The sequence below is a fragment of the Streptococcus sp. ZY171113 genome, assembly GCF_057748235.1.
In genome coordinates this window covers 1179597-1204907 of the sequence record NZ_CM173243.1, presented here as the reverse complement: position 1 = coordinate 1204907, position 25311 = coordinate 1179597, and the positions used below count along the sequence as shown (strand labels likewise).

General features: G+C 47.4%; 36 protein-coding genes and 2 pseudogenes. 35 read left to right on the top strand and 3 right to left on the bottom strand.

Annotation, left to right across the window (positions count from 1 at the left end):
* Window positions 1-74 precede the first annotated feature (74 nt).
* The 3 genes from AC3ARB_RS05725 to AC3ARB_RS05715 all read right to left on the bottom strand — a co-directional run bounded on the left by AC3ARB_RS05725 (window position 75) and on the right by AC3ARB_RS05715 (window position 2588).
* Window positions 75-1031, bottom strand: a complete 957-nt coding sequence (locus AC3ARB_RS05725) for an HNH endonuclease (RefSeq protein WP_488319638.1) — start codon at window positions 1029-1031, stop codon at window positions 75-77.
* A 92-nt stretch (window positions 1032-1123) separates the two neighbouring features.
* Window positions 1124-2233, bottom strand: a complete 1110-nt coding sequence (locus AC3ARB_RS05720) for an ImmA/IrrE family metallo-endopeptidase (RefSeq protein WP_488319637.1) — start codon at window positions 2231-2233, stop codon at window positions 1124-1126.
* Window positions 2214-2588 carry a helix-turn-helix domain-containing protein gene (locus AC3ARB_RS05715; protein WP_488319636.1) on the bottom strand — a complete coding sequence of 125 codons (375 nt, stop codon included), beginning with the start codon at window positions 2586-2588 and terminating at the stop codon, window positions 2214-2216. Before AC3ARB_RS05715 ends, AC3ARB_RS05720 begins: the two co-directional genes overlap by 20 nt.
* Before the next feature lie 345 nt (window positions 2589-2933).
* Here AC3ARB_RS05715 and AC3ARB_RS05710 point away from each other — a divergent pair, with 345 nt between their 5' ends.
* From AC3ARB_RS05710 to AC3ARB_RS05540, 35 genes and pseudogenes are all read left to right on the top strand, one after another.
* Window positions 2934-3125, top strand: a complete 192-nt coding sequence (locus AC3ARB_RS05710) for a hypothetical protein (RefSeq protein ID WP_488319635.1) — start codon at window positions 2934-2936, stop codon at window positions 3123-3125.
* Between the two features lie 70 nt (window positions 3126-3195).
* A complete protein-coding gene (locus AC3ARB_RS05705; protein ID WP_488319634.1) occupies window positions 3196-3453 on the top strand; it encodes a DNA-binding protein in 258 nt (85 codons plus the stop codon).
* A 37-nt stretch (window positions 3454-3490) separates the two neighbouring features.
* Window positions 3491-3733 carry a hypothetical protein gene (locus AC3ARB_RS05700; RefSeq protein ID WP_488319633.1) on the top strand — a complete coding sequence of 81 codons (243 nt, stop codon included), beginning with the start codon at window positions 3491-3493 and terminating at the stop codon, window positions 3731-3733.
* Window position 3734: 1 nt separating this feature from the next.
* Window positions 3735-3932, top strand: a complete 198-nt coding sequence (locus AC3ARB_RS05695) for a hypothetical protein (protein WP_488319632.1) — start codon at window positions 3735-3737, stop codon at window positions 3930-3932.
* Between the two features lie 114 nt (window positions 3933-4046).
* Complete coding sequence (locus tag AC3ARB_RS05690; protein ID WP_488319631.1) at window positions 4047-4286, top strand: hypothetical protein; 240 nt, start codon at window positions 4047-4049, stop codon at window positions 4284-4286.
* Window positions 4273-5571, top strand: a complete 1299-nt coding sequence (locus tag AC3ARB_RS05685) for an AAA family ATPase (RefSeq protein WP_488319630.1) — start codon at window positions 4273-4275, stop codon at window positions 5569-5571. Before AC3ARB_RS05690 ends, AC3ARB_RS05685 begins: the two co-directional genes overlap by 14 nt.
* Window positions 5572-5585: 14 nt before the next feature.
* Window positions 5586-5876 carry a hypothetical protein gene (locus AC3ARB_RS05680; RefSeq protein WP_488319629.1) on the top strand — a complete coding sequence of 97 codons (291 nt, stop codon included), beginning with the start codon at window positions 5586-5588 and terminating at the stop codon, window positions 5874-5876.
* Between the two features lie 3 nt (window positions 5877-5879).
* Window positions 5880-6995, top strand: a complete 1116-nt coding sequence (locus tag AC3ARB_RS05675) for an ATP-binding protein (protein ID WP_488319628.1) — start codon at window positions 5880-5882, stop codon at window positions 6993-6995.
* 9 nt (window positions 6996-7004) lie between these two features.
* Window positions 7005-7424, top strand: a complete 420-nt coding sequence (locus tag AC3ARB_RS05670) for a hypothetical protein (RefSeq protein WP_488319627.1) — start codon at window positions 7005-7007, stop codon at window positions 7422-7424.
* 1 nt (window position 7425) lies between these two features.
* A complete protein-coding gene (locus tag AC3ARB_RS05665) occupies window positions 7426-8157 on the top strand; it encodes a hypothetical protein (RefSeq protein WP_488319626.1) in 732 nt (243 codons plus the stop codon).
* 15 nt (window positions 8158-8172) lie between these two features.
* Window positions 8173-8718 carry a hypothetical protein gene (locus tag AC3ARB_RS05660; RefSeq protein ID WP_488319625.1) on the top strand — a complete coding sequence of 182 codons (546 nt, stop codon included), beginning with the start codon at window positions 8173-8175 and terminating at the stop codon, window positions 8716-8718.
* A gap of 3 nt (window positions 8719-8721) precedes the next feature.
* On the top strand, window positions 8722-10305 hold the full coding sequence (locus AC3ARB_RS05655; protein WP_488319624.1) for a DEAD/DEAH box helicase: 1584 nt from the start codon (window positions 8722-8724) through the stop codon (window positions 10303-10305).
* Window positions 10306-10313: 8 nt separating this feature from the next.
* Window positions 10314-12590, top strand: a complete 2277-nt coding sequence (locus AC3ARB_RS05650) for an AAA family ATPase (protein ID WP_488319623.1) — start codon at window positions 10314-10316, stop codon at window positions 12588-12590.
* A gap of 273 nt (window positions 12591-12863) precedes the next feature.
* Window positions 12864-13262 carry a RusA family crossover junction endodeoxyribonuclease gene (locus AC3ARB_RS05645; RefSeq protein ID WP_488319622.1) on the top strand — a complete coding sequence of 133 codons (399 nt, stop codon included), beginning with the start codon at window positions 12864-12866 and terminating at the stop codon, window positions 13260-13262.
* On the top strand, window positions 13259-13486 hold the full coding sequence (locus tag AC3ARB_RS05640) for a hypothetical protein (RefSeq protein WP_488319621.1): 228 nt from the start codon (window positions 13259-13261) through the stop codon (window positions 13484-13486). Before AC3ARB_RS05645 ends, AC3ARB_RS05640 begins: the two co-directional genes overlap by 4 nt.
* Complete coding sequence (locus tag AC3ARB_RS05635; protein ID WP_488319620.1) at window positions 13483-13998, top strand: DUF1642 domain-containing protein; 516 nt, start codon at window positions 13483-13485, stop codon at window positions 13996-13998. The genes AC3ARB_RS05640 and AC3ARB_RS05635 overlap by 4 nt, the downstream gene beginning before the upstream one ends.
* Window positions 13995-14786: a DNA adenine methylase gene (locus tag AC3ARB_RS05630; RefSeq protein WP_488321537.1), complete on the top strand. Its 792-nt coding sequence runs from the start codon at window positions 13995-13997 to the stop codon at window positions 14784-14786. The genes AC3ARB_RS05635 and AC3ARB_RS05630 overlap by 4 nt, the downstream gene beginning before the upstream one ends.
* A gap of 140 nt (window positions 14787-14926) precedes the next feature.
* Window positions 14927-15406 carry a DUF1492 domain-containing protein gene (locus tag AC3ARB_RS05625; RefSeq protein ID WP_488319619.1) on the top strand — a complete coding sequence of 160 codons (480 nt, stop codon included), beginning with the start codon at window positions 14927-14929 and terminating at the stop codon, window positions 15404-15406.
* Window positions 15407-15494: 88 nt separating this feature from the next.
* Window positions 15495-15917 (top strand): terminase small subunit, encoded by a 423-nt coding sequence (locus AC3ARB_RS05620; RefSeq protein WP_488319618.1) that lies wholly within the window; start codon window positions 15495-15497, stop codon window positions 15915-15917.
* A pseudogene (locus AC3ARB_RS05615) lies at window positions 15895-16299 on the top strand (phage terminase large subunit); the annotation flags it as partial. The gene AC3ARB_RS05620 and the pseudogene AC3ARB_RS05615, both read left to right, overlap by 23 nt.
* A 140-nt stretch (window positions 16300-16439) precedes the next feature.
* Entirely contained in the window at window positions 16440-16970 is a 531-nt protein-coding gene (locus AC3ARB_RS05610; RefSeq protein ID WP_488319617.1) for an NUMOD4 motif-containing HNH endonuclease, read from the top strand.
* A gap of 178 nt (window positions 16971-17148) precedes the next feature.
* Window positions 17149-18030, top strand: a pseudogene (locus tag AC3ARB_RS05605) (PBSX family phage terminase large subunit); the annotation flags it as partial.
* Between the two features lie 10 nt (window positions 18031-18040).
* Window positions 18041-19414 carry a phage portal protein gene (locus tag AC3ARB_RS05600; RefSeq protein WP_488319616.1) on the top strand — a complete coding sequence of 458 codons (1374 nt, stop codon included), beginning with the start codon at window positions 18041-18043 and terminating at the stop codon, window positions 19412-19414.
* Window positions 19407-21029, top strand: coding sequence for a minor capsid protein (locus tag AC3ARB_RS05595; protein WP_488319615.1), 1623 nt, complete (start codon window positions 19407-19409; stop codon window positions 21027-21029). Before AC3ARB_RS05600 ends, AC3ARB_RS05595 begins: the two co-directional genes overlap by 8 nt.
* Window positions 21030-21031: 2 nt before the next feature.
* On the top strand, window positions 21032-21184 hold the full coding sequence (locus AC3ARB_RS05590) for a hypothetical protein (RefSeq protein WP_488319614.1): 153 nt from the start codon (window positions 21032-21034) through the stop codon (window positions 21182-21184).
* A gap of 93 nt (window positions 21185-21277) precedes the next feature.
* Window positions 21278-21532 carry a hypothetical protein gene (locus AC3ARB_RS05585; RefSeq protein ID WP_488319613.1) on the top strand — a complete coding sequence of 85 codons (255 nt, stop codon included), beginning with the start codon at window positions 21278-21280 and terminating at the stop codon, window positions 21530-21532.
* Between the two features lie 106 nt (window positions 21533-21638).
* Window positions 21639-22217: a DUF4355 domain-containing protein gene (locus AC3ARB_RS05580; protein WP_488319612.1), complete on the top strand. Its 579-nt coding sequence runs from the start codon at window positions 21639-21641 to the stop codon at window positions 22215-22217.
* A gap of 3 nt (window positions 22218-22220) precedes the next feature.
* Entirely contained in the window at window positions 22221-23027 is an 807-nt protein-coding gene (locus AC3ARB_RS05575; protein ID WP_488319611.1) for a N4-gp56 family major capsid protein, read from the top strand.
* A 10-nt stretch (window positions 23028-23037) separates the two neighbouring features.
* Entirely contained in the window at window positions 23038-23196 is a 159-nt protein-coding gene (locus tag AC3ARB_RS05570; RefSeq protein WP_488319610.1) for a Rho termination factor N-terminal domain-containing protein, read from the top strand.
* The gene (locus AC3ARB_RS05565) at window positions 23193-23393 is read left to right on the top strand and encodes a hypothetical protein (protein ID WP_488319609.1); all 201 of its coding nucleotides are present in this window, start codon (window positions 23193-23195) and stop codon (window positions 23391-23393) included. The genes AC3ARB_RS05570 and AC3ARB_RS05565 overlap by 4 nt, the downstream gene beginning before the upstream one ends.
* Before the next feature lie 8 nt (window positions 23394-23401).
* Entirely contained in the window at window positions 23402-23713 is a 312-nt protein-coding gene (locus AC3ARB_RS05560; RefSeq protein ID WP_488319608.1) for a phage head-tail connector protein, read from the top strand.
* A complete protein-coding gene (locus AC3ARB_RS05555; RefSeq protein ID WP_488319607.1) occupies window positions 23694-24020 on the top strand; it encodes a hypothetical protein in 327 nt (108 codons plus the stop codon). The genes AC3ARB_RS05560 and AC3ARB_RS05555 overlap by 20 nt, the downstream gene beginning before the upstream one ends.
* A complete protein-coding gene (locus tag AC3ARB_RS05550; protein WP_488319606.1) occupies window positions 24008-24520 on the top strand; it encodes an HK97-gp10 family putative phage morphogenesis protein in 513 nt (170 codons plus the stop codon). Before AC3ARB_RS05555 ends, AC3ARB_RS05550 begins: the two co-directional genes overlap by 13 nt.
* A complete protein-coding gene (locus AC3ARB_RS05545; RefSeq protein ID WP_488319605.1) occupies window positions 24517-24888 on the top strand; it encodes a hypothetical protein in 372 nt (123 codons plus the stop codon). Before AC3ARB_RS05550 ends, AC3ARB_RS05545 begins: the two co-directional genes overlap by 4 nt.
* Complete coding sequence (locus AC3ARB_RS05540) at window positions 24888-25307, top strand: phage tail tube protein (RefSeq protein ID WP_488319604.1); 420 nt, start codon at window positions 24888-24890, stop codon at window positions 25305-25307. Before AC3ARB_RS05545 ends, AC3ARB_RS05540 begins: the two co-directional genes overlap by 1 nt.
* The last annotated feature ends 4 nt before the right edge of the window (window positions 25308-25311 follow it).

The window sequence follows — 25311 nt, the reverse complement described above, 5'->3', positions numbered from 1 at the left end:
AGGGTTGCACGTATGTTAGTTTTATCTGTAAATATCCACGACTGAAATGACGGCTCGAGAGTGGTGGACTTTTTTTATGCTGTTTTATTGGATTTACTTCGGTTACATTTCCAACAGAGTGTCTGAAGGTTATCCTCGGTTGATAACCCACCCTTGGAAACTGGTAGGATATGATCAACTTCGAGTAGTAACAAGCTTTGTTCAGCAATTGAAGCCGAGCAAATTTGACAAGTGTAACTGTCACGATTTTTGATGAATTCTCTTAGTTTTTTAGTCATTAGGGCACGTTGAAATTGGGCAGATTTACTATGTTTTATCCTTTCAGAAAGGTATTCCGAGAGGTTTTCAAGTGTCAGTTCATCGAGTTTAATCGTCGTTCGTTGGGAACTGTTACCTCCTGAACTAACATATTCAAATTGATATACAGGCACTTCAAAATCAATAGTTGGGACTTCAATTTCCAAATGTTTGAGCAACTCATGGTGATAATGCTTTTGGATGAATTTAGGTGGATTGAAGTCCGCTTCGATTTTTGCAAGGCGTTTTCGAAGATTCTCTTTAGCATTGGAGAATCTTGAAATAGTATTACTCATTTCTTGGATATGTCTGAGATTTTCTTCGGTAGGTTTAACGCCGAAGTATTTACAGAGGTATTTCAAGGGCTGTTCAGCAGCTTTTATGACAACTTGTAACGATGTTTGATGGACGTTGTTGGTATAATTTTTGGTGTTGCGGTCTCGTTTAATACTGTGACTACTCAAATTTTCAGTCGTAGCTAAATGGGAGTATTTGAAACGGTCACTACTCTCTGAGGTGAGAGACATTTGTTCGAATGAGTTGACATAATCGGCTAATTCATTGTACTCTGAAACAGCTCCACTAATCGCTTTTTTATGTTCGATAAATTCCTCGCTTCTAAAGTATTTTTCTTTTAACCCCCAACGAATGAGGCGGTAGAATAGAGTTCCAAAGAAGTAGATTGCATAAAAAGGCCAAAAAAGTAAATAGAATATGATTTTGGACGATTTCATAAAAATTCCTATCCATATTTTTATTTTTCTGTCAGTATAAAATGCCCAATAACCATCTCGATTACTCGAGTGGCTTCGGCGGTTGGTGAATGTCAGAATGGAAATTCCATTAAAGTATTCTGCTCTTTTTTCTCTATGTCCCAATTTTTCAGTAAGCCCTGGAAGAAGTAGGAGCTTTTGCCACCGCAATCAGGACAGTAACGTGAATTGCCTGCTAGATGTTTACCACAGCCTCCGTCTAGGAAGTCTGTGATGGGGAGTGGGTAGCCAAAACGGTCGAAATTACTTTCGTAACTTCCCAGGCAGATGTTTTGAGTATAAATCCCACAAACATTGCAGTAGGAAGTTGCTTCAATTTCTTCGTTTTCGCAACGAGGGCAGTTAACTGGATAGCCAGATTCGTTGATGGAGTACTTAAAATATCTCATTCGTTCCCTTTCTATTTCTCGATTTTCCAGATAGGCTTCCAAGGTGGTTAGTCCTTCGTACTGTTTCATTGCACAGATGTGGCAGTAGTGAGTGTGACGGTTTATCTTGCTGTGGCAAGATTTGCAGATACGGGTAGACTGGGTTGTGCTGATGTAGGTTGTGAACCGTTCCTCCACATGATGTCCGTCTTTGACCACACCGTAGCTCTGCATTGATTTTAGGTTCTTGATTACATAGCTGGCAACCGTATAGGATACATGGAAGACTTGCTGGATAAAGGCGACATCCATTTCATTGAAGAATTGCAGGTAATTCCCTAGAACTGGAAAAGGTACCAGGAGGTGTTTAGCGAAGAAGTTAGCCTCCTGTTCAAATAAGTCGTACTCTTCATTTGTCAATCCGCCTCTGGAAATAATCGTTTTATCGGTCAGCTCGTTGTGCTTCAGAACGTAGTGGCCAAGCTCGTGAGCAATCGTGAAACGGATTCGCTCTTTGTTCTCCACAGTATCGTTGTAGAGCAAGATATAGGTCTCTGTCGCTGGCTGGTACCAGAGGGCACCGTCCTCGCTTTGGAAATACTCGATGACGTGCAGTAGTGGCAGGTCATGTTGTTTGGCAAAGGTGCTGTATTTCATGAGGTGGAGGTTGTCCAACTGGTTGATGATGTGGACAAGGTTTATAGGCAAATTGCCGTCTGTGTAATGCTCTAGGAAATCATAGGCCTGGTTTTTGATGGCCTTGTAGTTGGGTTTCTTAGAAATCGTGGTCGTCATCACCACCTCCGTTCAGGACATCTTGGAAAGTGATGTCCATGAGTTGCAGCAGCCGCTCTTGATCCTTGATACTAAGAGATTTGGCTTTACGCTGGATGGCACGGTATTGTGGTGTCTCGTCCAAGCTATCTTTTGGTAGAGCTCCTGTAATAGCTGGATTATCAGTACGACCTAGCAGGTAGTCGGTAGATACGCCGAAGTAGTCGGCAATTTCTTGCAGTCGGTCTGACTTAGGGATTGAACTTTTAAGCCCATACAAGGTATTTCTACTATATCCTAGTTTTTCTTCTAGTTGATTGAGAGATAGCCCCTGTTTTTTGGCTAAATTTTTGACAATCTCAAATGTCTCAAACATTGATTTATCAACCTTTCTAGGGTATGACAAAAAATATTTAAGATTTATCGTAAAAATCGCTTGACAAATTTTAGGATATGTCTTAAAATAGTTTTTGTAAGTTAGTTGTTAGGAAAAATCGTAGTCAATAGCGTTACCTGTTTTGTTACTGTTGGAGCGGTAAGAATGGGATAAAGCCTTGGCTAGGTCTTTCTTATACCTCGATTTTAAGACAAATCTTAGTTTTTGTCAAGAGATAATCGCTTAATTTTACGATTTTTTCTAATAACGCTTTTTGTATCATAAAGATACAAAAAAGTTCTTGACAAGCCAAGAACTTTTACTAAGAGGAAGGAGGTAAGGTCTATGCCTAATACGGACGCTGGGCGTCAAAAAATCTTGACTTACTTGGAAGAGAACAGTATTCAGTTGTCTTCTCTGGCGGTCAAGTACGATATGGCACGAACTGATGTGAGTAATATCTTGCATGGCAAGAAAAACGACCCAACGGCTCATCGGTTCATTGTACGGGTTATCGATGATTTTAAAATTCGGTAAACAAAAAGCGACTGCGGGAACAGTCGCTGAAGAAAAATTACTTACTTAGATTATACCACAGGAGGTGCTGATGGACAAGATTGTATTAGACTTGTCCGAATGGATAAAAAGCATAATCAAAGATACGGTTGCGGAGCTGGTTGCAATCTACCGGCGAAGCGACGAGTACAAGGAAACTATGGATATTGGTCAGACGGCACGGTTCTTGGGGATTTCCAAGACAACGTTTAACGAACAATACCGTTATCTGCCAGGATTTCCAAAAGAACTGCCAGCCAAGCGCTGGTCAAAGCGAGCCTTAATCATTTGGCTCGAAAATCAAATCTAAAAAATACCTCTGGACAAGGTAAAAAGGAAACTGAAGAATGACAAAAGACAAAATCGGTCTATCCGAGCGGTTAGGCCACGCTGAAACAGAACTGGAACGCCAAGATGCTCTGACAGGCCTGCTATTTACAGGGCTGGCCATCACGACCATGGTCGCTATCATCGCCCTCGCTATGGCCTTGCAGACCCTGGGAGAGTTGCGAGAGGTGGCCGAACAACTGGACCTGCTTAGGTCCCGATTGACAGAAATCACGGCGGAGATCCGTGGGATTGGAGGATAAGATGAAACAGTGGTTACTAACTAAGGCTCTGGACATCGTGGGCCAGGCCATCGAGGATTCGGCGATGGGTCGAATCGAAAAAGGCAAGTGCCGGACATTCCTGGGCATTATCAGGACTAATCTGGCAGTCAGACGACCTGAGCCTAAGAGGGTCAAGGTTGACGTGGAGCGGTTGATTTTTGAGGAGGTGGGCAAATAGAACGGACAACACGCTTAAAGTTATTGCTCAAGTCTTATCGTCTTTGGTTGTCCACGGGTGATGATGAGCATTATCAAGATTTATACCGAATTTTAGATTACAAAGGAGAAGAAGATGGCTGTTAGAAAAACAATTGGTGCCCAATCAACGGGTTATGGTCGGATTGGTTGTGATATGGGATATTACAACGATATTGTGGAAATCGCTGAGAAGTGTAACATGACCTTGACCTCGGTTACAAATGCTTTGCTTGGTTTTGCTCTTGCAAATAGCGAAATTGTGACGGAGCAAAAAACTGTCGAGGTTTGCTCATTTAGAATTGGCGGAGAGGATTTCGAAGATGGTAACGATTAACAAACTGGAAATCGAAAATGTCAAGCGTATCAAGGCGGTCAAGATTGAGCCGTCAGCCAAGGGGTTGACCATTATCGGTGGCAACAATGCCCAAGGCAAGTCAAGCGTACTGGATGCAATCGCATGGGCCCTGGGTGGCGGTCGCTACAAGCCAAGTCAGGCTGCTCGTGAGGGGTCACAGGTACCACCTACTCTTAAGGTGACCCTGTCAAACGGCCTCATCGTGGAGCGTAAAGGTAAGAACTCTGACCTCAAGGTTATTGACCCGAACGGTAAGAAGGCTGGTCAGCAGTTGCTGGATAGCTTTGTGGAAGAATTGGCCATCAACCTGCCTAAGTTTATGGACGGCACGGCTAAGGAAAAGGCGGACACTCTACTTCAAATTATCGGTGTGGGCCCGCAACTCTTTGAGCTGGAGCAACAGGAAAAAGCTTTTTACGACCAGCGACATGCTATTGGGGTTATTGCTGACCAGAAAGAGAAGTTTGCCAAGGAAATGCCAGACTACCCTGGTGCCCCCAAGGAACTTGTCAGCATTTCAGACCTTATCCAACAGCAGCAGGCTATCTTGGCCAAAAATGGGGAGAATGCCCGCAAACGGCAACATGTGACGGTCATTGAGCAGAACCAGGCCTTTAAGCAGGCAGAGGTGGATGAGCTCAAGCGTAAGCTTAAAGAGGCTGAAAAGCAATTGGCTCAGTTGAACGATGACTTGGCTGTTGCAAGAGCTGATGCCATGGATTTGCATGACGAGAACACGGCCGAGATTGAAGCCAACATTGCCCAAATTGATGAGGTCAATCGTCAAGTGCGGGCCAACTTGGACAAGGACAAGGCTGAGGAAGATGCCAAGGGCTACCGTGTCCAATACCAGGAGCTGACTACTAAAATCGAGGATGTTCGACAGGCTAAACGTGATCTGCTAACCAATGCTGACCTGCCTCTGGAAGGTTTGTCCGTTGATGACGGCAAACTGCTCTACCTTGGTCAAGAGTGGGACAACATGTCTGGCTCTCAACAGCTCATGGTGGCCACGGCTATCGTCCGCAAGCTCAAGCCAGAGTGTGGCTTTGTCCTCATCGACAAGCTGGAGCAGATGGACAAGCAGACCCTGGAAGAGTTCGGGGCATGGCTGGAACGTGAGGGCTTGCAGGCCATTGCGACCCGTGTGTCAACCGGGGAAGAGTGCGCCATCATTATCGAGGACGGTTACTCTTTGGAGAACCCAGACTATCAACCAGCACCGCCTGCCCAGCCAGCAACAGTACCTAATTGGACATTTTAGAAAGGAGTAACTGTTTGGATAAAGAAAATTACATTGACGACCTTAAAAAGAGAATGAAAAGCTCACAGGAATCTGTCATCCATCAATTATTAATTAGTCGAATTGATGGATTGGCAGATGAAGTCACACGCCTAGCTTTAACCAATAATTCTACATGGCAAGAGGCTATTGATGAAATCAAAAAAAGCACTCATTTCATGCCTCCTGAGTACGATTCAATTGTTAGAGGATTTAGGGATTTGATGATAAATCGGGTGATTTCAACTGCATTAGACAGAGAAATTACCAAAAAACGAAAGGAGTAACACATGCAAATCACACGAGGGAAGCGGGCAAGAGCCCAGCGGGTGGTCGTCTATGGCCCAGAAGGTATCGGGAAGTCTAGCTTTGCGGCTCAGTTTCCTAATCCGCTCTTTATCGACACGGAGGGGTCAACGGACAACATGGATGTGGCTCGCTTGGACAAGCCGACTAGCTATACCATGCTAAAAAATCAGATTGCCTGGGTTAAGGCTAACCCAACAGTCTGTCAGACTTTGGTCATTGATACCATTGACTGGGCGGAGACCTTAGTTAATGATGATGTTTGTGCTCAGCACAATGTCAGAGGGATTGAAGAAATCGGATGGGGCAAGGGCTACACCTATGTCAAGGAAGAAGTAGGACGTTTGCTAAATCTTCTCAGTGAGCTGGTTGACTTGGGTATCAATGTGGTCTTGACTGCTCATGCTCAAATTAGAAAGTTTGAACAACCTGATGAAATGGGAGCTTATGACCGTTGGGAATTGAAGTTGGGTAAGAAAACTGGCTCACAAACGGCACCTCTGGTTAAGGAATGGGTTGATATGGTACTTTTTGCCAATTATAAGACGGTCGTCATGACAGCTGACAACGGCAAGAAGAAAGCCCAAGGTGGCCAACGTGTCCTCTATACTCAACATCACCCCGCTTGGGATGCCAAGAACCGTCATGGTTTGCCAGACGAATTACCGTTGGACTATGAGGCTATTGCTCATATCTTTGCCCCGCAAAGCCAACCAGCACCAGCTCAACCTGTTCCTCAAGAACCTCAACCAGGTACTATGGGGCCAAATCCTGTCGAGCGACCAGCTCCAATTCAAGAGCAGACTAGCCTTGCCATGGATATGTCGCAGGTGGCACCGCCAGCTACTCCTAACTTTGCACGAGAAGTCTCTGACATCTCTGAGACGATTCCTGAGAGCTTGAGGCAACTCATGCAGTTGGACGGGGTGACGGAGGTGGAACTCAGAGGCATTCAATCTGAACTGAACCATATCCCCGCAGACACGCCTTTTGAAAATTATCCAGATGGGTACTTTGACTTTTTGGTAAGTTACTGGAATAGCCCAGGCTCTAATGGCATGAGCATTAAGGACATCATTTTGAAAAACAGACAATTTTAGGAGGAACCTATGACTAAAACAATCAATCTGGACCTGTCCGTCATTGGCGGCGGAGGTCTGCAAGAGAAAGTGGACAAGGAATTGGCCAAGGTCTTTGACAATATCCTTGATCCTAACACGGATGTTAAGACGGCCCGCAAGGTAGTCATCACATTGACCATGAAGCCTGACGAGGCCCGTCAGACAGTCAACACGGTTATGGATGTCAAATCCACCCTGGCACCACAGACCGGGGTGGCCACGACGGTGCTGGTGGGTGAAAAGGCTGGCACTATCCATGCCAACGAGCTCAAGAGTGCCATGCCAGGACAGACCTTCTTCGACGAAGAGGCGGTTCTGCGGACGGATATTGGCCAGCCAATTGCTGAGCTGGAGAAAGGCATCAACGAGGGTGTCATTGATTTTAACAAAAAGAAAGTAGGTAACTAATATGTCAGAAAATATCAAAGCAGTTGTGGAATATGGTGTGGAGCTTGCAGGACGTGAAGAAAAAGTCATCACGATTGATGGCAAGGATTTCTATGATGCCAACCGTCACCGCATGGTTGAGCTGGAACCAAAACGCTATCCTGCTTGCTTGGAGTTGCGGACCTTGGCTAGTCTGGTGGACTACCTCAAGAGCGACCTCAACGGTATTAACCAAGAGCGGGTCATGGTAGTGGTCCAAAATCCTAAAGAAGTGTCTGTTTACACTCAAGACGATGAGCAGTCAGTCCGCACGCAGCTGGTCAATGTTCAGGCTCTGACGCCGTCAATTCACTTTGCAGTGTGGAATGAGGCTTCAGATTTCAACGTCCTCCTGCAGTCCAAGTTCCAGGATAGCGACGACCGCTGGGCGGTACTTGAGTTTGCCAGTGCCCTGCGGATTGAAAATGGGGCAGAGGTTGTCGATGATGGCATCGCTCAGGTCACAACGATTAAGGACGGTGTGGCCAGCATGGCCAAAGCCAAGGCACCTAACCCAGTTACCCTACGTCCTTACCGCACCTTTGCGGAGGTTGAGCAACCAGCCAGCCAATTCATCTTCCGTGTTAATAAGCGTGCAGAAATGGCCTTGTTTGAGGCAGACGGCGGTGCTTGGCGACTGGAAGCAGTTAACAACATTGCCCAGTACCTGCGAGACAATCTGGCAGAGCAGACTAACATCACTATTTTGGCCTAAAAAAGGAGAATCAACATGACACAACAATTCAACCAACCAGATCGCGAGCTTAATTGGGATGATGAAATCGTCCAGGACGGGTCGGGTTTTGTCCAGCTAAAACCTGGTGATTACCAGTTTACTGTCACAGGCTTTGAACGGGCCCGTCACACGCCGAATCCCCAAAATCCAGGAAAATTGCCAGCTTGCAACAAGGCCGTTATCACGCTACAAATTGAGACGGCCGAAGGTGTTGCACAGTTGACTCACAACCTGTTCTTGCACACGTCAACAGAAGGGATGTTGTCAGCATTCTTTGGGGCTATTGGCCAGAAGAAGCACGGGCAACCGCTCCGAATGAACTGGAACACGGTGATTGGCTCCAAGGGTGTGGCTCGGATTGGCAAGCGAAAGGGAACTGGCCAGTATGCAGACCGCGAATACGATGATGTGAAATCCATGATTTATGCTGACGATGTGGACTGGACCAAGGTTTTGAACGGTAGTGGTCAGCCTAGTACGCCAGCCTACCAGCAGTCACCACAACAGCCAGCTGGTCAACAAAGCTGGGGTGGGTTCTAAGCTATGGAGCTGAGACCGTATCAAACAGAGGCACGGTCAGCCGTTCAGCAGGAATGGGAAGAGGGTCGCAAACGCACCCTCTTAGTCCTGCCAACAGGGTGCGGTAAGACCATTGTCTTTTCAAAAATCATTGAGGACCGGGTGAGGCTGGGCGAGCGGGTGCTGGTCCTGGCCCATCGGTCAGAACTCTTGGAACAGGCCAGCGACAAGCTGATGACGGCAACAGGCCTGGGAACAGCTCTGGAAAAAGCCGAAAGCACATCAGTCGGTTCCTGGTATCGTGTTGTGGTTGGGTCTGTCCAGACCATGCAACGGGAAAAACGACTGAGCCAGTTCCCGCCTAATCACTTTGACACCATCATCATCGACGAGGCCCACCATGCTATCTCAGATGGCTACCAGCGGGTGCTGGGGCATTTCGAGGGAGCAAATGTTTTGGGTGTAACAGCCACCCCAGACAGGGGTGACAAACAGAACCTGGGCAAGTATTTTGACAGTTTAGCCTATGAGTATTCCCTGGTTGATGCCATCAAATCGGGCTACCTATCCAAGATTACAGCCATCACCATTCCCTTGACTTTGGATCTGTCGAAGGTCAGTCAGCAGGCTGGGGATTTCAAGGCCAGCGAGATTGGCACGGCCTTAGACCCTTACCTGGAGCAGATTGCCGATGAAATGGTCAAGCAATGTGCTGACCGCAAAACGGTCGTGTTCCTGCCATTGGTCAAGACCTCGCAGAAGTTTCGGGATATTCTAAATGCCAAAGGGTTTAAGGCTGCCGAGGTTAATGGCGAGAGTAAGGACCGGGAAGAGGTGCTGGCAGACTTTGACAAGGGCAAGTACAATGTCCTCTGTAACTCCATGCTCTTGACTGAGGGCTGGGACTGCCCAAGTGTGGACTGCGTTGTGGTCCTACGACCAACCAAGGTGCGGGCTCTTTATAGTCAGATGGTGGGCCGTGGCACACGCCTCTATCCTGGCAAGGAAAATCTGCTTTTACTGGATTTCCTCTGGCACACTGAGCGACACGAGCTTTGTCGGCCAGCCCACCTCATTGCTGGCAGTCCAGAAGTTGCCCAGAAGATGGTCGAGAACATGACCGAGGAAACCGAGGTGGCTTTTGAGCTCTTGGAGGCTGAGGAAGTGGCCTCCAAGGACGTCATCGCCGAACGGGAAGAGGCCTTGGCTAAACAGTTGGAAGAAATGAGGAAACGCAAGCGAGCCCTGGTTGACCCTCTCCAGTTTGAGATGTCTATCAACGCCGAAGACCTGGTGGATTATGTGCCAGAGTTTGGAATAGACATGGCACCACCAACAGATAAGCAATTAAAAGCTCTGGAAAAATTCGGTATTTTTACTGATGAAATCGGAAATTATGGAAAAGCAAGCAAGCTCTTTGACCGACTGGCAAAACGCCGGGATTCAGGATTGACTACACCGAAGCAAATCCGCTTGCTCGAGCGGTATGGTTTCCAGCATGTGGGCATGTGGAAGTTTGACGTGGCCAAGAACATGATTGACCGTATTGCAGCGGCTGGATGGCGATTGCCAGCAGGTGTGCGACCGAAAGAGTACCAACCAGAATAGGAGATTAAATGACAGAACGAGATTTTGACCTCATCCCACTCCTGGACTACATTGACCCTGCGTTCCTGTCCTATCAGGACTGGGTCAACGTAGGCATGGCCCTGAAGCAGGAAGGTTACACGGCCATGGATTGGGATATGTGGTCGCAAAAAGACACCAAGCGCTACAAGCGGGGGGAATGTTTCAAGAAATGGGATACCTTCCAGGGCAGCGGTATGGGTACTGTGACAGGTGCTACTATCACCCAGATGGCCAAGGACAACGGCTGGGTGTCTGAGTTCCGCTTGGCAGACGACGCCCATGAGCTGGACTGGGACAGCACCATCGACCGTGATTATAAAATCATTGACAAGAACTGGGTTGAGGCCAAGGAAATCAAGGAGCCTGTCAACTGGTCACCAGTGCAGGAACTCATCACTTACTTGGAAACTATCTTTGATTCCACAGATTTGGTCGGTTATGTGACGACGACTTACCCGATTGAGACTGATGATGGCCCCATCTATAAGCCAACGCAGGGCAACTATGACCGCACGGCAGGGGAACTGATTCAGGCCTTGCAGAAGTGTGAGGGTGACATCGGAGCGGTCTTTGGTGATTACAAGGAAGAGGCTGGAGCCTGGATTCGCTTTAACCCTCTTGACGGTAAGGGAGTTAAGAATGACAACGTGACGGACTTCCGCTATGCTTTGGTGGAATCCGACAGCATGGACCTTGGCAAGCAGTACGCCCTCTTCAAGGAGTTAGAACTGCCGATTGCAGCCTTGGTCCACTCTGGGAAAAAGTCTCTCCACGCCATCGTCAAGGTGGACGCTAGGGATTACCAGGAATACCGCAAGCGGGTTGACTATATCTACGCCATTTGTAAGAAGAATGGCCTGGATATTGACACTCAGAACCGCAACCCTAGCCGTCTGTCTCGCATGCCTGGTGTGATCCGAAACGGTCAGAAACAATTTTTGATTGACACCAACATCGGCAAGGACAACTATGAGGAATGGTTCCAATGGATTGAGGACTTGAACGATGACCTGCCTGATCCAGAGGGGCTGGCTAATGAGTGGGATAACCTGCCTGACCTGGCGCCTGAGCTCATCAAGGGTGTCCTGCGACAAGGTCACAAGCTCCTGATGGCTGGGCCGTCCAAGGCGGGTAAGTCCTTTGCCTTGATTGAGCTGACCATTGCTATCGCTGAGGGCGGCAAGTGGCTAGGCTGGGATTGTGAGCAGGGGCGGGTCCTTTATGTCAACCTAGAGTTGGATAGGCCATCAGCCCTGCACCGTTTCAAGGATGTTTACGAGGGGCTAGGTGTTGCACCCAACAACCTCCAAAACATCGACATCTGGAACCTGCGTGGGAAGACGGTACCGATGGACAAGCTGGCCCCTAAGCTCATCAGGCGGTCGCTCAAGAAGAATTACACGGCAGTCATAATCGACCCAATCTACAAGGTTCTGACGGGTGACGAAAACTCAGCTGACCAGATGGCTCACTTTACCAATCAGTTTGACAAGGTGGCCACAGAATTGGGCTGCAGTGTTATCTACTGCCACCACCATTCTAAGGGTGCCCAGGGAGGTAAGAAGTCCATGGATAGGGCCAGCGGTTCAGGGGTATTTGCCCGCGATCCAGATGCCCTCATCGACCTGGTAGAGCTGGAAGTGTCTGAGGACCTTACCAAGCAACGGGTCAACAGTAGCAGCTCTGCTATTCTCAAAGAGGCAATCCAAGCGGAAAATCTGGCCTACTACCAGTCGGAAATCACTCTGGACGACCTCCAGAGCGCGGCCCAGATGCGGAAACACTTTGACAAGGCTGTGCCAGACATCTTGCGACGGCAACCCTATCAGGACCGAATCAAGCAGGCGACCCAGGCTATTGAGGCCAGCTCTGCCTGGCGAGTGGAGGGAACCTTGCGGGAGTTCGCCAAGTTCAAGCCGGTCAACATGTGGTTCAGCTATCCTGTTCACTCTGTGGACACGACAGGGGTGCTGGCGGATATTCAGCTAGAGGATAGTAAGCCGTTATGGCAGAAGGCCAGGGAAGGGCGGAAATCCAAAGATGAGTACCTGAAAGAGCGTAACCAGAAATTAGAGACTGCTTATAGTGCCTTGTTTGATGGTACGACCCCTGTCACCGTCAAAGAAATCCGTGAATATTTAGACCTCAAGTCAAACAAGAGTGTCGAAAACTATGTTAAAGAGCACGACGAATTTGATGTCAAAAAAGGTATTGTCTTCAAAGTTTTAGCAAATCAAGAAATGGAAAAGAAAGAAAAAAACTAGAAGAATTCTAAAGAAAAATCCAGTTATTTTCTATTCCAAGATTAGAAAAAGACTAGTTATTTTCTTTTCTAGTCAAAGGTAGAAAAATTAGAAAAAGACTAGTTATTTTCCGAGAAAATACAAGGTAACTCTCTTACAGAGAGTTATAAAGGACTTTTCCTTCGTCAAGTCAAAGGGAAAAGGAAAGGGGGGCTGTAAGTCCTGCCCCCTTATCCTTTGTCCCAACTTTGACAAGGGGCGTGGAAAGTTACGATAAATCGAAAGGTAAAAATCATGATTGAATTTTTCTTACCTATGGCAGAAATCCCAACCACCACCCACCAGATGAAAAAAGTCCGTGTGGTCAGAGGGAAGCCACAGTTTTATGAGCCAGCTGAGTTGCAGGATGTGCGAGCCATGTTCATGAGCCTCTTGGTCAAGCATAAACCGCCTGAACCCTTGGATGGTCCATTGCGACTGACGACCAAGTGGCTATTCCCGAAAGTGAGGGGGACCAGTCACGGCCAGTACAAGCACACGAAGCCAGACACGGACAACCTGGTCAAACTACTCAAGGACTGCTTGGAGCAGTCGGGCTACTATGTCAACGATAGTCGTGTGGCCAGCGAGATAGCGGAGAAGTTCTGGTCAGACACCGTGGGCATCTATGTCAAGTTGGAGGCGTTAGGATGAACTACATCGAATTTATGTCGGTTACTATCCCGAAGTGGATGGCTGCCAGCAATCAAAAAGCCCAAGAGCTGGGATTTGGCTCTCTGGCCTACTGGCAATGGGTCTATAAATCTCTTGGCCAGCTCTGCCAGCATTATCAAAATGATAGTCTGGTGCTGGCTATCACGGGAGCTATTGCTGATTTCCTGGGTGAGCAGCAGAAGAAAATGGAGGAAGTGAAATGAATAATCAGGAATTGTACGGCAAAATCAATCAGCTGCCGTCCGTGTTAGGCTGGAAAAATTGCGGTGCCAAGGTCATGGTGGCCAAGGACAGCGTGCTGGAGTTGGTGAGGCAGTTGGAGGAACCGCAGAAGGTGGTTGTGCCCAAGTTTGTGGCGGAGTGGATTGAGGAAGCAAGAGAGAAGCATCTATCGCTGCATCAATCCATGGATTATTTCCCTCGGACCGAGAAGGTAGATGGTTGGTTAAGAAACAGAGATAATCAAGAGCTTTTCGCCCGTGCCTGGTTGGATCGGTACGATGTGGAGCGGGAAAAGCTTTACACGGTGGAGATATTGGGAGCATCGCTTTTTAAGGCAATATCTGACAATCATGTCCGTTTTGAAATGGTTGACAAATACCACATCACATCGGCTAACAGTCCTTACACTTACATCAGTAAATTGACCGAAAAAGAAATCAAGTCCGTCGACGAACGCCTGTGGCAGTTTGCGAGGGAGGTGGAGGGATTATAAAATCTCTACTACGCTATCCCGGTAGCAAATGGAATCTGGCCAGTCGAATAGTGGCTCTGCTGCCTGAACACAAAAGCTATTTAGAGCCTTATTTTGGCTCTGGGGCGGTGCTATTTACCAAAAGCCCATCAGCTATCGAAACGGTCAACGACCTCAATGATGATGTGGTTAATCTCTTTGAGGTTATCAGAGCTAGGCCGGACGAATTGGCTGCTCAGCTATTTCTCACGCCGTATGCTCGCAAAGTCTATGATGATGCTTTTAAAAACATCCCTGCAGATAAGTTAAATCGGGCAGTGCAGTTTATTATAAAGTCCACCATGTCGCACGGCTTTAGAGTGCTAGAAAAGAGCGGGTGGAAAAATGACATTAACGGTCGAGAGCGGTCTTATGCAGTCAAGCACTGGAACGACCTGCCAGAGATTGTACAGGAGATGGCCTTGCGATTAAAACAAGTGCAGATTGAGAATCGACCAGCCTTGGACTTAATCCAGAGATTTGACCGGTCAGATGTTTGTATGTACGTTGACCCGCCCTATGTCCTCTCTACTCGGACAGGTAAGCAGTACAGTCACGAGATGACGGACGATGACCATGTGAACTTGCTGGACACACTCAATCGTTCGAAGGCCCAAATTTTACTAAGTGGCTATGACAGTCCGCTTTACAATGAGAGACTCAAGAATTGGGAAAGATTGGAATTTTCTGTGACGGCAGAAAAAGGTCTCAAGAGGACAGAAGTGCTCTGGCTTAATTTTGAGCCAAAGAGGCAGATAGAATTATTTTGAGGTGGATAGATGAAATTTTTTGACCTATTCGCCGGCATCGGCGGCTGGTTTAACCGCTCAGCTATTTTACAAAAAAGCCAGCGGCTGCTGACTCCTTGGGTATGTTTGCTAATAATATTATACCATAAGGAGGGCGAAGAATGGCGAAAGACAAGACACCAGCCCATTATTTGTTGGAGGAATTGCGGATTATCCCGAAGCTGATTGCTGAGTTACGAGCAGATATTGAGACTACCCGAAGCTCTGTGCTGAGCTCACCGAAATGGTCCGATATGAAGGTTCAGGGAGGCCTGAGGAAGTCGCAGGAGGATAAGAACATCTTGATCGTGGATGTTACTGACTACAACACTAAGCAGATTGAAAATTTGCTCAAACGACGGCAGGAAATCATCGACTTGCTCATGGCCTTGCCGGACATGTTGCAGCGGCACGTCCTGGTCACGACCTACGTCAACTGCCAGACCTTCGACGAAGCTATCGACCGGCTCGAAATGAACCGCAACAACTACTACATGCTGAAGCGCAAGGGCGTGGATAGCCTGAATGCGTTACTAAATCGTACAAAATCAGTACAAAACAATACTGGAACGGTACAAATTGATACTCAAAAATACTGCTAGAGGTGGTATTATGGTAGTATCAAGAATTGAGGCAAGGCCAGGTGGTCTTGTCTTTTTTGCGTGATTGGAGGTGATGGAAAATGGCAAAATGACAGAGAAACAGCGACGGTTTGCAGATGAGTACATCATCTGCCTGAATGCGACTCAGGCGGCGATAAAAGCGGGGTATGCTAAGAGGTCGGCTCAACAAATCGGTGCTGAAAACTTGTTAAAACCTGTTATCAAAGCCTATATAGCCGAACGGTTGGAACAGCTCAAGTCTGAGAAAGTAGCTGACCAGCAAGAGGTCATGGAGTTTTTAACAGCTGCCATGAGAGGTGAGGTGACAGAGCCCTTAGCTATACTTGATGGTGATGGCGTGCAACGCCTGGTTGACGTGAGACCGAACGTGGCCACAAGAAAGGCTGCTGCAGAACTTTTAGGCAAACGGTACCGCATGTGGACGGATAAGGTTGAGGCGGAAGTGCAAGGGACGGTGGTGTTTTTGAATGAAAACGACATCCCAGATTGAGCTTAGTCTACCCCAAGTTGTTGGTCAGGGCTACGGCCGTTTTTGGCGGTCAAGGAATTTTTACAGAGTCGTCAAAGGCAGCCGTGGAAGCAAAAAGTCCAAGACCACGGCCCTTAATTTTATTGTTCGATTGCTGAAATACCCATGGGCAAATCTCTTGGTCGTCCGCAGGTATTCCAACACCAATAAGCAATCAACCTATACAGACTTTAAATGGGCCTGTAATCAGCTCAAGGTCAGCCATCTGTTCAAGTTCAACGAGAGCTTACCTGAAATTACTGTAAAGGCGACTGGTCAGAAAATCCTTTTTCGAGGTCTTGATGATGAGTTGAAAATCACATCCATCACTGTTGATGTTGGTAGTCTTTGCTGGGCTTGGTTTAACTAATCAGACCAAGTAAAACCTCTTGAATTCATGGGAACCCCTAACGTAGAGACGAGGGCAATCATGAGCGAAGTTTGATTGACAATTATGAACGGGAGTGGTATAATATACTTATCAAATAAATAAGGAATTGTGCCATGATTTGGAAAGATATAAAGGGTTACGAAGGGATATATCAAGTTAGCGACCAAGGAGATGTGAAGTCTTTACGAAAGTGGTCGGGAACATGTTATAGAGATGAACGCATCCTTTCAAAGAATCGTCTTACAAGGGATGGTTACGCCAGAGTTAGTTTGGTAAAAGATGGAAAAAGTAAAGAATACAGAGTTAACCGTCTTATTGCTGAAACTTTTATCCCAAATCCGGAAAATAAACCTACGGTAAATCATAAAAACGGCAACAAATTAGACAACCGTGTTGATAATTTGGAATGGATGACAAGAGAAGAAAATATGCAACACGCATACGATATTGGGTTGAAAAAATCAAAACAAGGTTCTTCGAATATCCATTCGAAATTATCAGATGATGATGTTCGGTATATAAGGGCCCACTATAAACGACAAGATAAAATATTCGGTACGGTAGGTTTGTCCAAAAAATTTGGCACTACGCCGAGAGTTATTGGGTTGGTTGTAAGAGGGTTAAGTTACAAAGATGTCAATTAAAAACGTGCAACGACTATCGAAACAAAGAAAACATCCGAGTGGGTGTTTTTTTAATGGAGTAGAGTAGGGTTCAAGTGAATCCGAAGCGGGAGGCACTCTTTTTAGAGTGATGATATAGTCTGAACTCTGTGGAAACATAGAGAGAGTGTATGGAAACGATACATTCGCAACATATTGTGAAGAAGCCTACCAGATAGAGACCGAGGACAAGTTTTCAACAGTCGTCGAGTCCATCCGTGGCAGCTTAGACGTCCCTGATTTTTTTAAGCAAATCACGGTGACGTTCAATCCATGGAACGAGAGGCATTGGCTCAAACGGGTATTTTTTGATGAGGAAACCAAGCGAGCAGATACGCTTTCGATGACAACGACTTTCCGCTGCAATGAATGGCTGGACGAGGTCGATGTCAAGCGATACGAAGACCTCTACCTGACCAACCCGAGGCGGGCCCGTATCGTCTGTGATGGCGAATGGGGTGTGGCTGAGGGGTTGATCTACGAGAATGTCACGGTCGAGGATTTTGACAAGGACGAGCTGATGAAGGACAGGCTCAACGAGCTCTGTATTGGGCTTGACTTTGGTTTCACCCATGACCCGACAGCTTTGGTAGCCTGCCTCATCAATAATACGACCAACACTATCCATATTTTTGACGAAGCCTATCAGACGGGACTTATTACCCGTGAGGTGGCGGACCTTATCCGTCGCAAAGGTTATGCTAAGTCTAAGCTGGTAGCTGATAGTGCGGAGAGCCGCTTGATTGAGGAGCTTCGGTCGGAACATGGCTTGCGCAGGGTTCAGGCCAGCCGAAAGGGTAAGGATTCCATCATGGCAGGAGTGTCTAAATTGCAAGGTTATCGAATCATTGTTCATCCAGATTGTAAGCATATCATGGATGAGTTTTATAGCTACTGTTACCAGCGAGACAAAGAGGGTAATTGGTTGAATAAACCAGAGGACAAGAATAATCACTTGATGGACGCTCTGCGGTATGCCTTGCAGTGTATCGAGGACAAGCGAGTGGCTACTGTCCGCAGGAAATCAGAAATTGGATTGTAAAGGAGGAACCATGAAACAACTAACCTATCCAAGAGAACAATACAATGAGCGTTCGCTTGACGGAGACCTTATCAGAAAGCTCATCCGCAGTCATGTGGCCCAAGTGCCACGCTTGAAGCGGTTGAAAGACTATTACCTGGGCCAGCACGACATCCTCAACCATAAACGGCGGGAGGGTAAGCCCAATTTTAAGACGGTCTGCAACCACGCTAAGGATATTGCAGATACGGCAACAGGCTATTTCATGGGCAATGCTATCAAGTATACCAACACAGGCGATGGGGATTTGGACAGTTTGCTAGCTGCCTTTGATTTGGCTAGCGTTGACCAGGTGGACAGCGAGAATGCCCTCAACATGGCTATCTACGGCAAATCTTACGAGTTCGTCTATGCCAGAGAGGGTGAGAATGAGCTGGCTATCCGAGTGCTGGAGCCTGAAAATACTTTTATCGTCCACGATGACAGCATTGAACAGACACCTCTTTTTGGGGTCTATTACTATGAGGTGGTCAACGGAGAGGATAACACCACGACCTATCGAGCAGAGGTGGTGACAGAAACCTGGCATTACAGTTTGACCTTGCAAGGAGATGACCCCGTGACATTTAGTCAGCCCGTTGCTCACAACCTTGGCGACTTGCCCATTATTGAGTACCGCAACAATACCCACTGTATCGGCGACTATGAGCAGCAGCTAGGTCTGATTGACGCTTACAACAGCCTCATGGGCAACCGTGTCAACGATAAGGAGCAGGCTATCGAGTCCATCTTGACCGTGTATGGGACAACGCTGGCAGATACGCCAGAAGACGCAAAGGAAGCCATGCAAATCCTGCGGGAGGAGGGGCTGCTAGAGCTTCCAGATTCGTCCAAGGCAGAGTTTTTGACCAATACCCTAGATGAGACGGCGGTCGAGGTTCTGCGTCAGGCTGTTAAGGAAGACATCTACACCTTCAGCCATGTGCCGAATTTGACTGATGAAAAATTTGCAGGGAATACCTCGGGCGTAGCGATGGAGTTCAAGCTGCTAGGGCTTGAAATGATCACCAAAATCAAGCAACGTCAGTATGTCCAATCTCTGCACAAGCGGATTAGGCTCTTTGCTTATTACCACAACCTGACGACCATCTATGACAATGCCCGTGCCATCGTGCCAAACTTCAGCCGTGGCCTGCCTAAGAACCTGCTGGAGCTTTCGCAAATCATCAGCAACCTCAACGATAAGGTCAGCCTGCGCCAACTTATTTCTCTTTTGCCATTCGTAGAGGACCCCGATGCGGAAATTGAGGCCCTGGAAGATCAGAAACAGAGAAACAAGGAAGCGGCTTTTGTTTTTGACCAACAGATAGCTAACCACCCTATTGAGGAAGAGCTAGATGAGTAAGTTATCCTACTGGGAACGACGCAAGGCCCAGCTCATGGTTGACCAGATGGGTAAGGCTGAGGCGTTTGCGGATGAATTGGCTCTGGCCTATGACCAGGCTAGTCGGTATTTGCAGGGGCAGACGGACAAAATCTTTGACAAGTTTCGGCGTGATTACGGATTAACCGAGCAGCAGGCCAGACAAATCCTCAAGCAGGCTGGTCAGTTGGATAACTTAAACGACCTAAAGCAAGTCTTGGCTGCCCAGCCTGATGACCCTAACATCACACGGCTGTTGGCAGATTTGGACAGTCCAGCTTATGCCCATCGGCTTGAGCAGTTGGAACGGACCCAGAGGCAGGCTAGCGAGATTGTCCAAGCTCTTGCTGGGATTGAATCCAAGCGGTCAGAAGAGTTCTATGCTGGCTTGGCTGAGGATTCTTTTCATCGGTCAACTTTCGAGCTTCAGCAGCAGTCTGGTCTAGCCTATCACTTCAACAGTCCCTCAGAGGCCGAGATTTCCTCTCTCCTGCGTTCTAGGTGGGAGGGTGGCTCTTTCTCCAGTCGTATCTGGAACAACACGCAGAGCCTGTCTCAGGGGTTGAAAACAGAGTTGCTGGTTAGTCTTTTGTCTGGCAGGAGTGATCGAGAAACTGCGGAAGCTATTGCCAAACGGTTTGAGGCTGGAAAATATAACTCTCGCAGGCTGGTTCGGACGGAATCAGCCTTTTTCCACGGGCAGATGGAACTGAAGAGCTACGAGGAAGCTGACGTGGAATGGTACCGCTTTGTGGCCGTGCTTGACCTGCGAACTTCTAGCAAGTGCCAGCACCAGGACGGCAAGACCTACAAGGTATCTGAGGCGGTGACAGGCGTGACCTATCCGCCTTTGCACCCTTGGTGTCGCTCAACGACCATTGCCAGCGATGACAAGGAATGGCTGTCTAAGCTGGAACGTAGAGCCCGAGACCCAGAGACAGGCAAGAATATCCTCGTCCCAGGGGACATGACCTACAAGGAATGGTATGCCAAGTATGTGGAGGAGCCGAGGGAACGGGAGTTAAGTGGGAGAGAGTTTGGGGTAGACCTAGATTACGTTAGAAGTGAGAAGTATTTGGATAAAATACGACGTCACCCTCTTACGGAAAATATTGCAGATTCTATCGCTAAATCATCTCGACAGATGTTGCAACACAGAAATGGAACACAGTTCGAAGATTACTATTTGCTTAACGCAGTTTCTGGGAAAGTGATTGCAATTTCGAATAAGGCCAGAGTTCCCAAAAAAGTTGTCTATAACGAACAAGTTAAGAAAGCTTTTAAGACAAGTTCTGAAAAAGGGCTCGTCTCAATTCACAATCACCCATCTGGTTATCCTCCATCGCTAAGTGATTTAGCTTCTTTACAACAAAGAAGTAAAAACAACTCGGTCAAATATGGTTTGACAGCTGGGCATGATGGGAGTGTTTATTGGTATACTAGGCCTAATAAGCGAATACCAAGAAAAGCAGAGCGAGAATACCTTAATTCTATTGAAAAATTTATGAAATTAGGGTATACTGAGGTCAAAGCTCAGGAAGAAACGATGAAAATACTGTCTGAGAAGTTTGATTTCGAATTCGGGAGGATTGAATAACCATGACATATACTTTGACTAAAGAAGAAGAGAAATTTTGGTTATCTTTACCAGACGAACCTGAACTCTCCGAAAATATTGAAGTTGTCGCTGTGTCAGAGGAAGAGCGTCAAGCAATTATTGCTGATATTAGGCAATCAATTATGTCATTATAGCACCCCAGCGGTGCTTTTTTGCTACTCAAAACTACTTCACGCTACTCAAAATTACTTCACACTACTTAATTTTACTTCACACAGGAGGAAAAAATGAACAAACGGATTAAGAAGAAACGAGAATGGCTTGATCTGCTAAAATTGGTCGCTCAGTTGCAACGTGCCAACGACCTGCAACAAGAAGTCATCGACGACTATGGTCTCCAGTTATGCGAGGCCAAGCGTGAGCTGGCTGACTTGCGGGCGATTGTGGAGCGGAATGCTCAGGCAACCAATGCAAGATTTGACTATCTTGAGAAAAAGGTTGCTGACAAGGTTTCTAAGAAATCTTGGTTTGGTCGGAAATAATCAAAAGTCGTAGCGATACGGATTTTTTCTTTGCCCAGGCGTGGATGGCGTTAAAAGCTACGGAATAAATAGCCGGGGACGGCTGAAAACATAGGAGGTGCCAATCATGGCAGAAGAACAACAAACAGTCGAAACGGTTGAAGAATCTACGGTACCTGCAGAGCCAGTGGAGAAGCAACCGCAAGACGAAAAGAAGTACACGGACGCAGATGTCGATGCTATCATCGACAAAAAGTTTGCTAAGTGGAAAGCAGAGCAAGAGGCCAAGGAATCTGAGGCTAAGAAATTGGCCAAGATGAACGCCGACGACAAGCAGAAGTATCAGCTGGAACAGCGTGAACAGGCTCTTGCGGAACGTGAGGCAGAGATTGCCAAGCGGGAATTGACCGCAGAAGCTAAGCTCATCCTAGGCGAACGTGGCCTACCAAACGAGCTACTTGATGTGGTCAATCTGACGGACGCTGATAGTGTCCACAGCTCGATTGACGCCCTGCAGAAATCTTGGGAACAGGCAGTCCAGAAGGGCGTTGCCGACAAGATGAAGGGTGGGGCACCGATTAAACAAGCTCCGAGTGAACCGTCTGCGGTTACCAAGGAGCAGTTTGACAAGATGACGGTCTCCCAGCGGGCAGACCTTTTCAACAAAGACCGTGAGCTCTACGATAAGCTCACAAGAAAGGAATAGAACATGACAACAGGAACAACTTTATCAAGACAACTCATCATCCCTCAAGTATTGGCCGATATGGTTCAAGCTGAGCTGGACAAGAAGATTCGTTTCGTCCCTCTGGCAACGGTTGACACAACTTTGCAGGGCCAGCCTGGGGACACTTTGACCGTCCCAGCCTGGGATTACATTGGCGACGCTACGGATTTGACGGAAGGCGAAACTATCGAGATCACCCAAATGTCAACCACTAAAAAGGAAATGAAAATCAAGCAGATTGGTAAGGCAGTCGAAATTACCGACTACGCCTTGCAGGTAGGCTATGATGATGCCCTTGCGGCTGCTGCCCAACAAATCGCCCTTGCCCATGCTCAGAAGCAAGATGAGGACATGTTGACGGCTTTGAAAACAGCCACTCTGACGGAGACGGCAACGGGTGGTTTGACGGTTGCAAATTTGGAAAAAGCCATCGCCAAGTTTGATGACGAAGACTTGGCCGACATGGTGCTGATTACCAATCCTAAGAACGCTATCGCCTTGGTTGGTGACGCCCGTAAGCTGACCTTAAACACGGAGCTTGGGGCAGATGCCCTGGTAACAGGAGCTTTTGCTAAGGTCTTGGGTGCCACAGTGGTCCGCTCTAAGCGTTTGGCGGACAACGAAGCCTACTTGGTTAAGGTCGGAGCGTTGCGATTGCTCAAGAAACGCGACCTCAACCTTGAGACAGACCGTGATATTTTGAAGAAATCAACGGTTATCTCTGCGGATTCCATCTACGGCACCTACCTCTATGACGCTAAGAAGGCCGTCAAGATCACGGTGGCGTAAGGAGGTTGCTATGGGCATGTTACTTCGTCGCCATCGGGTAAAACCGATGACTACTGACGTCCTGTCTTTGGATGAGTTGAAGGTTTTGGCCAAGGAGCGAGGCCTCAAAGGGGTCTCGAAGCTATCCAAAGAAGAATTGCTAGAAAAATTGAAAGGAACTGAATCATGATCAAAATCAAAGTCAAACAAGATTTTAACGACTGGCAGACGGGTGTCCGCCGTTTGGTTGGTGATGTGTTCGAGGTCAGCCAAGAGCGGTATGACGAGCTCAAAGCCAATCTTGCCGAACAAGGTGTTGAAATTGATGACGTCGTGGAAATCATCAAACCAAGCAAGAAAGCGGCAGGGGAAGCTCCTGCTAAGTAGGAGGTCCCATGGAACTGATTGAACAATTAGAGACATTAACAGGCGAGACGGACGATGATGTCCTCTCGTCTTTGTTGTTGCGGTCAGAAAACATCATTTTGACGGAAACCAATCGAGAGAAATTAACCCCGCCGCTGGTCCGTATCCAGCTGGAAGTGGCCCTAGAGCTCTATAACCGTCAGGGGAGCGAGGGGGAGAAATCACGTAGCGAAGGGGGCGTTTCGGTAACGTACAAGGATGGCTTGTCAGACCATCTGATGAGCAGCATTAGGCGTTACAGGTTGGCACGGGTGGCAGGACATGCGTTTGAAGCGAAATAGGCTAAAACCTTACACCTTGAAGCCTTACAAGGCGACCAAGGGGGCTGAAGGGCAAACCATTGAGGGTTACGATGAAGCTGAAAAGCGGGTGATTAGGGCTGAAATCTGGCCAGCTGGTGGCAAGCTCCAGGCGGAGCTCTACGGCAACAGGCTGTCCTATATCCTAAACTGTTTGGTGGACAAGGGAACTGTTATCTCAGAGCGTGACGGGATTTGCATCGATAGCGAGGATGTGACCCACAAGGTCATTTCCAAGAAAGTCTATACCAACCATGTCTTACTGGAGCTGGAAGCATGCCGAAACTAATCAATGCTGATAAGTTGGCACGTAAGTTCGGTAATCTATCAGCTCGTAGCCTGCCCTATATGGAAAAAGCTGTCCACAACGCCCTCAAGAATGTGGTTCAGCCAGCTGCTAAATTGGCAGCACCTGCCAACCAAGGCGAGCTTCGTCAACGGACCAAGACCAGGGTAGAACTCAAAGCAACCTCGGTCCTGGGCACCCTCTACAACGACGCTCCACATGCACCTTATGTGGAATTTGGAACAGGGCCAAAAGGGGCGGCTAGCCATGCTGGTATCTCGCCAGAGGTGAGTGTGAGCTATCGCTCTACGCCCTGGTATGTCCACGAGTCGCAGATTGACCCAGGTCCTTATCATTTTGTTAAACACGGTGAATTTTACAAGATGTATGGTCAAGCTGCCCAGCCTTTTATGTACCCAGCACTCAAAAACAACGAAGATAGGGTAATGAAAAACATTGGCAACTATGTCGCCCGAAAAATCAGAGAGGAAGCTTCAAAATGATTAACATTAAACCGCTCATCTATCAAGAATTGAGCAAACTGACCGAAAATGTCACAGACACATACCCTGACGATTGGGAGACTTTCCCAGTCGTCATTTTTTTGGAAGAACAAAACAAACCTTATGATTACTACGATGACAGGGAGCAGAAGTCGGAAATCCGTTACATGATTGACGTCTTTGACAAAGCTTCGACCAGCGATTTGTCTGTTAAAATCAATGAGGTCTTTGCTAAACTCGGCCTGAAACGGATGGATGCCACCGATGTTCCAGAAGCAAGTCACTTGAAGCACAAGGTCATGCGGTTCGAGGGCATTGTGGACATCAACACGGAGCAGGTCTATCACAGAAGAACAGGAGAACACTAATGTTAGCAAATGGAATCACGCTTGGTCTGGATACGACCAATGCAGGCACTAGTTTCGTCGATTTAAAAGGACTGAAAGAAGTGCCTGAGCTGGGTATTGACCCAGAAAAAGTTGAAAACACCACCTTGGCAGATACTGTTAAACAGTACGAAATGGGTATCGGCGATGCTGGTGAATTGGAGTATAAGTTTGCTTGGGATAACACCAAGACAGACAGCTCTTATCGCAAGTTGAAATCCTTAGAAACCTCAAAAGCTGCCGCAACTTTCCAGCAGACCTATCCAGACGGGACCAAGGTCAAATTTAAGGGGCAAGTAGCCCTCAAAGTCGGCGGTGGTGGGGTCAACTCTGTCATCGAATTTACACTCAAGATTGCCTTGCAGTCTGATCTGACCTTTACAGACCCAATTGGAGGATAAGCAT

Coding starts and splice junctions, on each gene's coding strand:
- AC3ARB_RS05725 (WP_488319638.1), bottom strand. CDS start 1,031: ATGAAATCGTCCAAAATCATATTCTATTTACTTTTTTGGCCTTTTTAT.
- AC3ARB_RS05720 (WP_488319637.1), bottom strand. CDS start 2,233: ATGACGACCACGATTTCTAAGAAACCCAACTACAAGGCCATCAAAAAC.
- AC3ARB_RS05715 (WP_488319636.1), bottom strand. CDS start 2,588: ATGTTTGAGACATTTGAGATTGTCAAAAATTTAGCCAAAAAACAGGGG.
- AC3ARB_RS05710 (WP_488319635.1), top strand. CDS start 2,934: ATGCCTAATACGGACGCTGGGCGTCAAAAAATCTTGACTTACTTGGAA.
- AC3ARB_RS05705 (WP_488319634.1), top strand. CDS start 3,196: ATGGACAAGATTGTATTAGACTTGTCCGAATGGATAAAAAGCATAATC.
- AC3ARB_RS05700 (WP_488319633.1), top strand. CDS start 3,491: ATGACAAAAGACAAAATCGGTCTATCCGAGCGGTTAGGCCACGCTGAA.
- AC3ARB_RS05695 (WP_488319632.1), top strand. CDS start 3,735: ATGAAACAGTGGTTACTAACTAAGGCTCTGGACATCGTGGGCCAGGCC.
- AC3ARB_RS05690 (WP_488319631.1), top strand. CDS start 4,047: ATGGCTGTTAGAAAAACAATTGGTGCCCAATCAACGGGTTATGGTCGG.
- AC3ARB_RS05685 (WP_488319630.1), top strand. CDS start 4,273: ATGGTAACGATTAACAAACTGGAAATCGAAAATGTCAAGCGTATCAAG.
- AC3ARB_RS05675 (WP_488319628.1), top strand. CDS start 5,880: ATGCAAATCACACGAGGGAAGCGGGCAAGAGCCCAGCGGGTGGTCGTC.
- AC3ARB_RS05670 (WP_488319627.1), top strand. CDS start 7,005: ATGACTAAAACAATCAATCTGGACCTGTCCGTCATTGGCGGCGGAGGT.
- AC3ARB_RS05665 (WP_488319626.1), top strand. CDS start 7,426: ATGTCAGAAAATATCAAAGCAGTTGTGGAATATGGTGTGGAGCTTGCA.
- AC3ARB_RS05660 (WP_488319625.1), top strand. CDS start 8,173: ATGACACAACAATTCAACCAACCAGATCGCGAGCTTAATTGGGATGAT.
- AC3ARB_RS05655 (WP_488319624.1), top strand. CDS start 8,722: ATGGAGCTGAGACCGTATCAAACAGAGGCACGGTCAGCCGTTCAGCAG.
- AC3ARB_RS05650 (WP_488319623.1), top strand. CDS start 10,314: ATGACAGAACGAGATTTTGACCTCATCCCACTCCTGGACTACATTGAC.
- AC3ARB_RS05645 (WP_488319622.1), top strand. CDS start 12,864: ATGATTGAATTTTTCTTACCTATGGCAGAAATCCCAACCACCACCCAC.
- AC3ARB_RS05640 (WP_488319621.1), top strand. CDS start 13,259: ATGAACTACATCGAATTTATGTCGGTTACTATCCCGAAGTGGATGGCT.
- AC3ARB_RS05635 (WP_488319620.1), top strand. CDS start 13,483: ATGAATAATCAGGAATTGTACGGCAAAATCAATCAGCTGCCGTCCGTG.
- AC3ARB_RS05625 (WP_488319619.1), top strand. CDS start 14,927: ATGGCGAAAGACAAGACACCAGCCCATTATTTGTTGGAGGAATTGCGG.
- AC3ARB_RS05620 (WP_488319618.1), top strand. CDS start 15,495: ATGACAGAGAAACAGCGACGGTTTGCAGATGAGTACATCATCTGCCTG.
- AC3ARB_RS05610 (WP_488319617.1), top strand. CDS start 16,440: ATGATTTGGAAAGATATAAAGGGTTACGAAGGGATATATCAAGTTAGC.
- AC3ARB_RS05600 (WP_488319616.1), top strand. CDS start 18,041: ATGAAACAACTAACCTATCCAAGAGAACAATACAATGAGCGTTCGCTT.
- AC3ARB_RS05595 (WP_488319615.1), top strand. CDS start 19,407: ATGAGTAAGTTATCCTACTGGGAACGACGCAAGGCCCAGCTCATGGTT.
- AC3ARB_RS05590 (WP_488319614.1), top strand. CDS start 21,032: ATGACATATACTTTGACTAAAGAAGAAGAGAAATTTTGGTTATCTTTA.
- AC3ARB_RS05585 (WP_488319613.1), top strand. CDS start 21,278: ATGAACAAACGGATTAAGAAGAAACGAGAATGGCTTGATCTGCTAAAA.
- AC3ARB_RS05580 (WP_488319612.1), top strand. CDS start 21,639: ATGGCAGAAGAACAACAAACAGTCGAAACGGTTGAAGAATCTACGGTA.
- AC3ARB_RS05575 (WP_488319611.1), top strand. CDS start 22,221: ATGACAACAGGAACAACTTTATCAAGACAACTCATCATCCCTCAAGTA.
- AC3ARB_RS05570 (WP_488319610.1), top strand. CDS start 23,038: ATGGGCATGTTACTTCGTCGCCATCGGGTAAAACCGATGACTACTGAC.
- AC3ARB_RS05565 (WP_488319609.1), top strand. CDS start 23,193: ATGATCAAAATCAAAGTCAAACAAGATTTTAACGACTGGCAGACGGGT.
- AC3ARB_RS05560 (WP_488319608.1), top strand. CDS start 23,402: ATGGAACTGATTGAACAATTAGAGACATTAACAGGCGAGACGGACGAT.
- AC3ARB_RS05555 (WP_488319607.1), top strand. CDS start 23,694: ATGCGTTTGAAGCGAAATAGGCTAAAACCTTACACCTTGAAGCCTTAC.
- AC3ARB_RS05550 (WP_488319606.1), top strand. CDS start 24,008: ATGCCGAAACTAATCAATGCTGATAAGTTGGCACGTAAGTTCGGTAAT.
- AC3ARB_RS05545 (WP_488319605.1), top strand. CDS start 24,517: ATGATTAACATTAAACCGCTCATCTATCAAGAATTGAGCAAACTGACC.
- AC3ARB_RS05540 (WP_488319604.1), top strand. CDS start 24,888: ATGTTAGCAAATGGAATCACGCTTGGTCTGGATACGACCAATGCAGGC.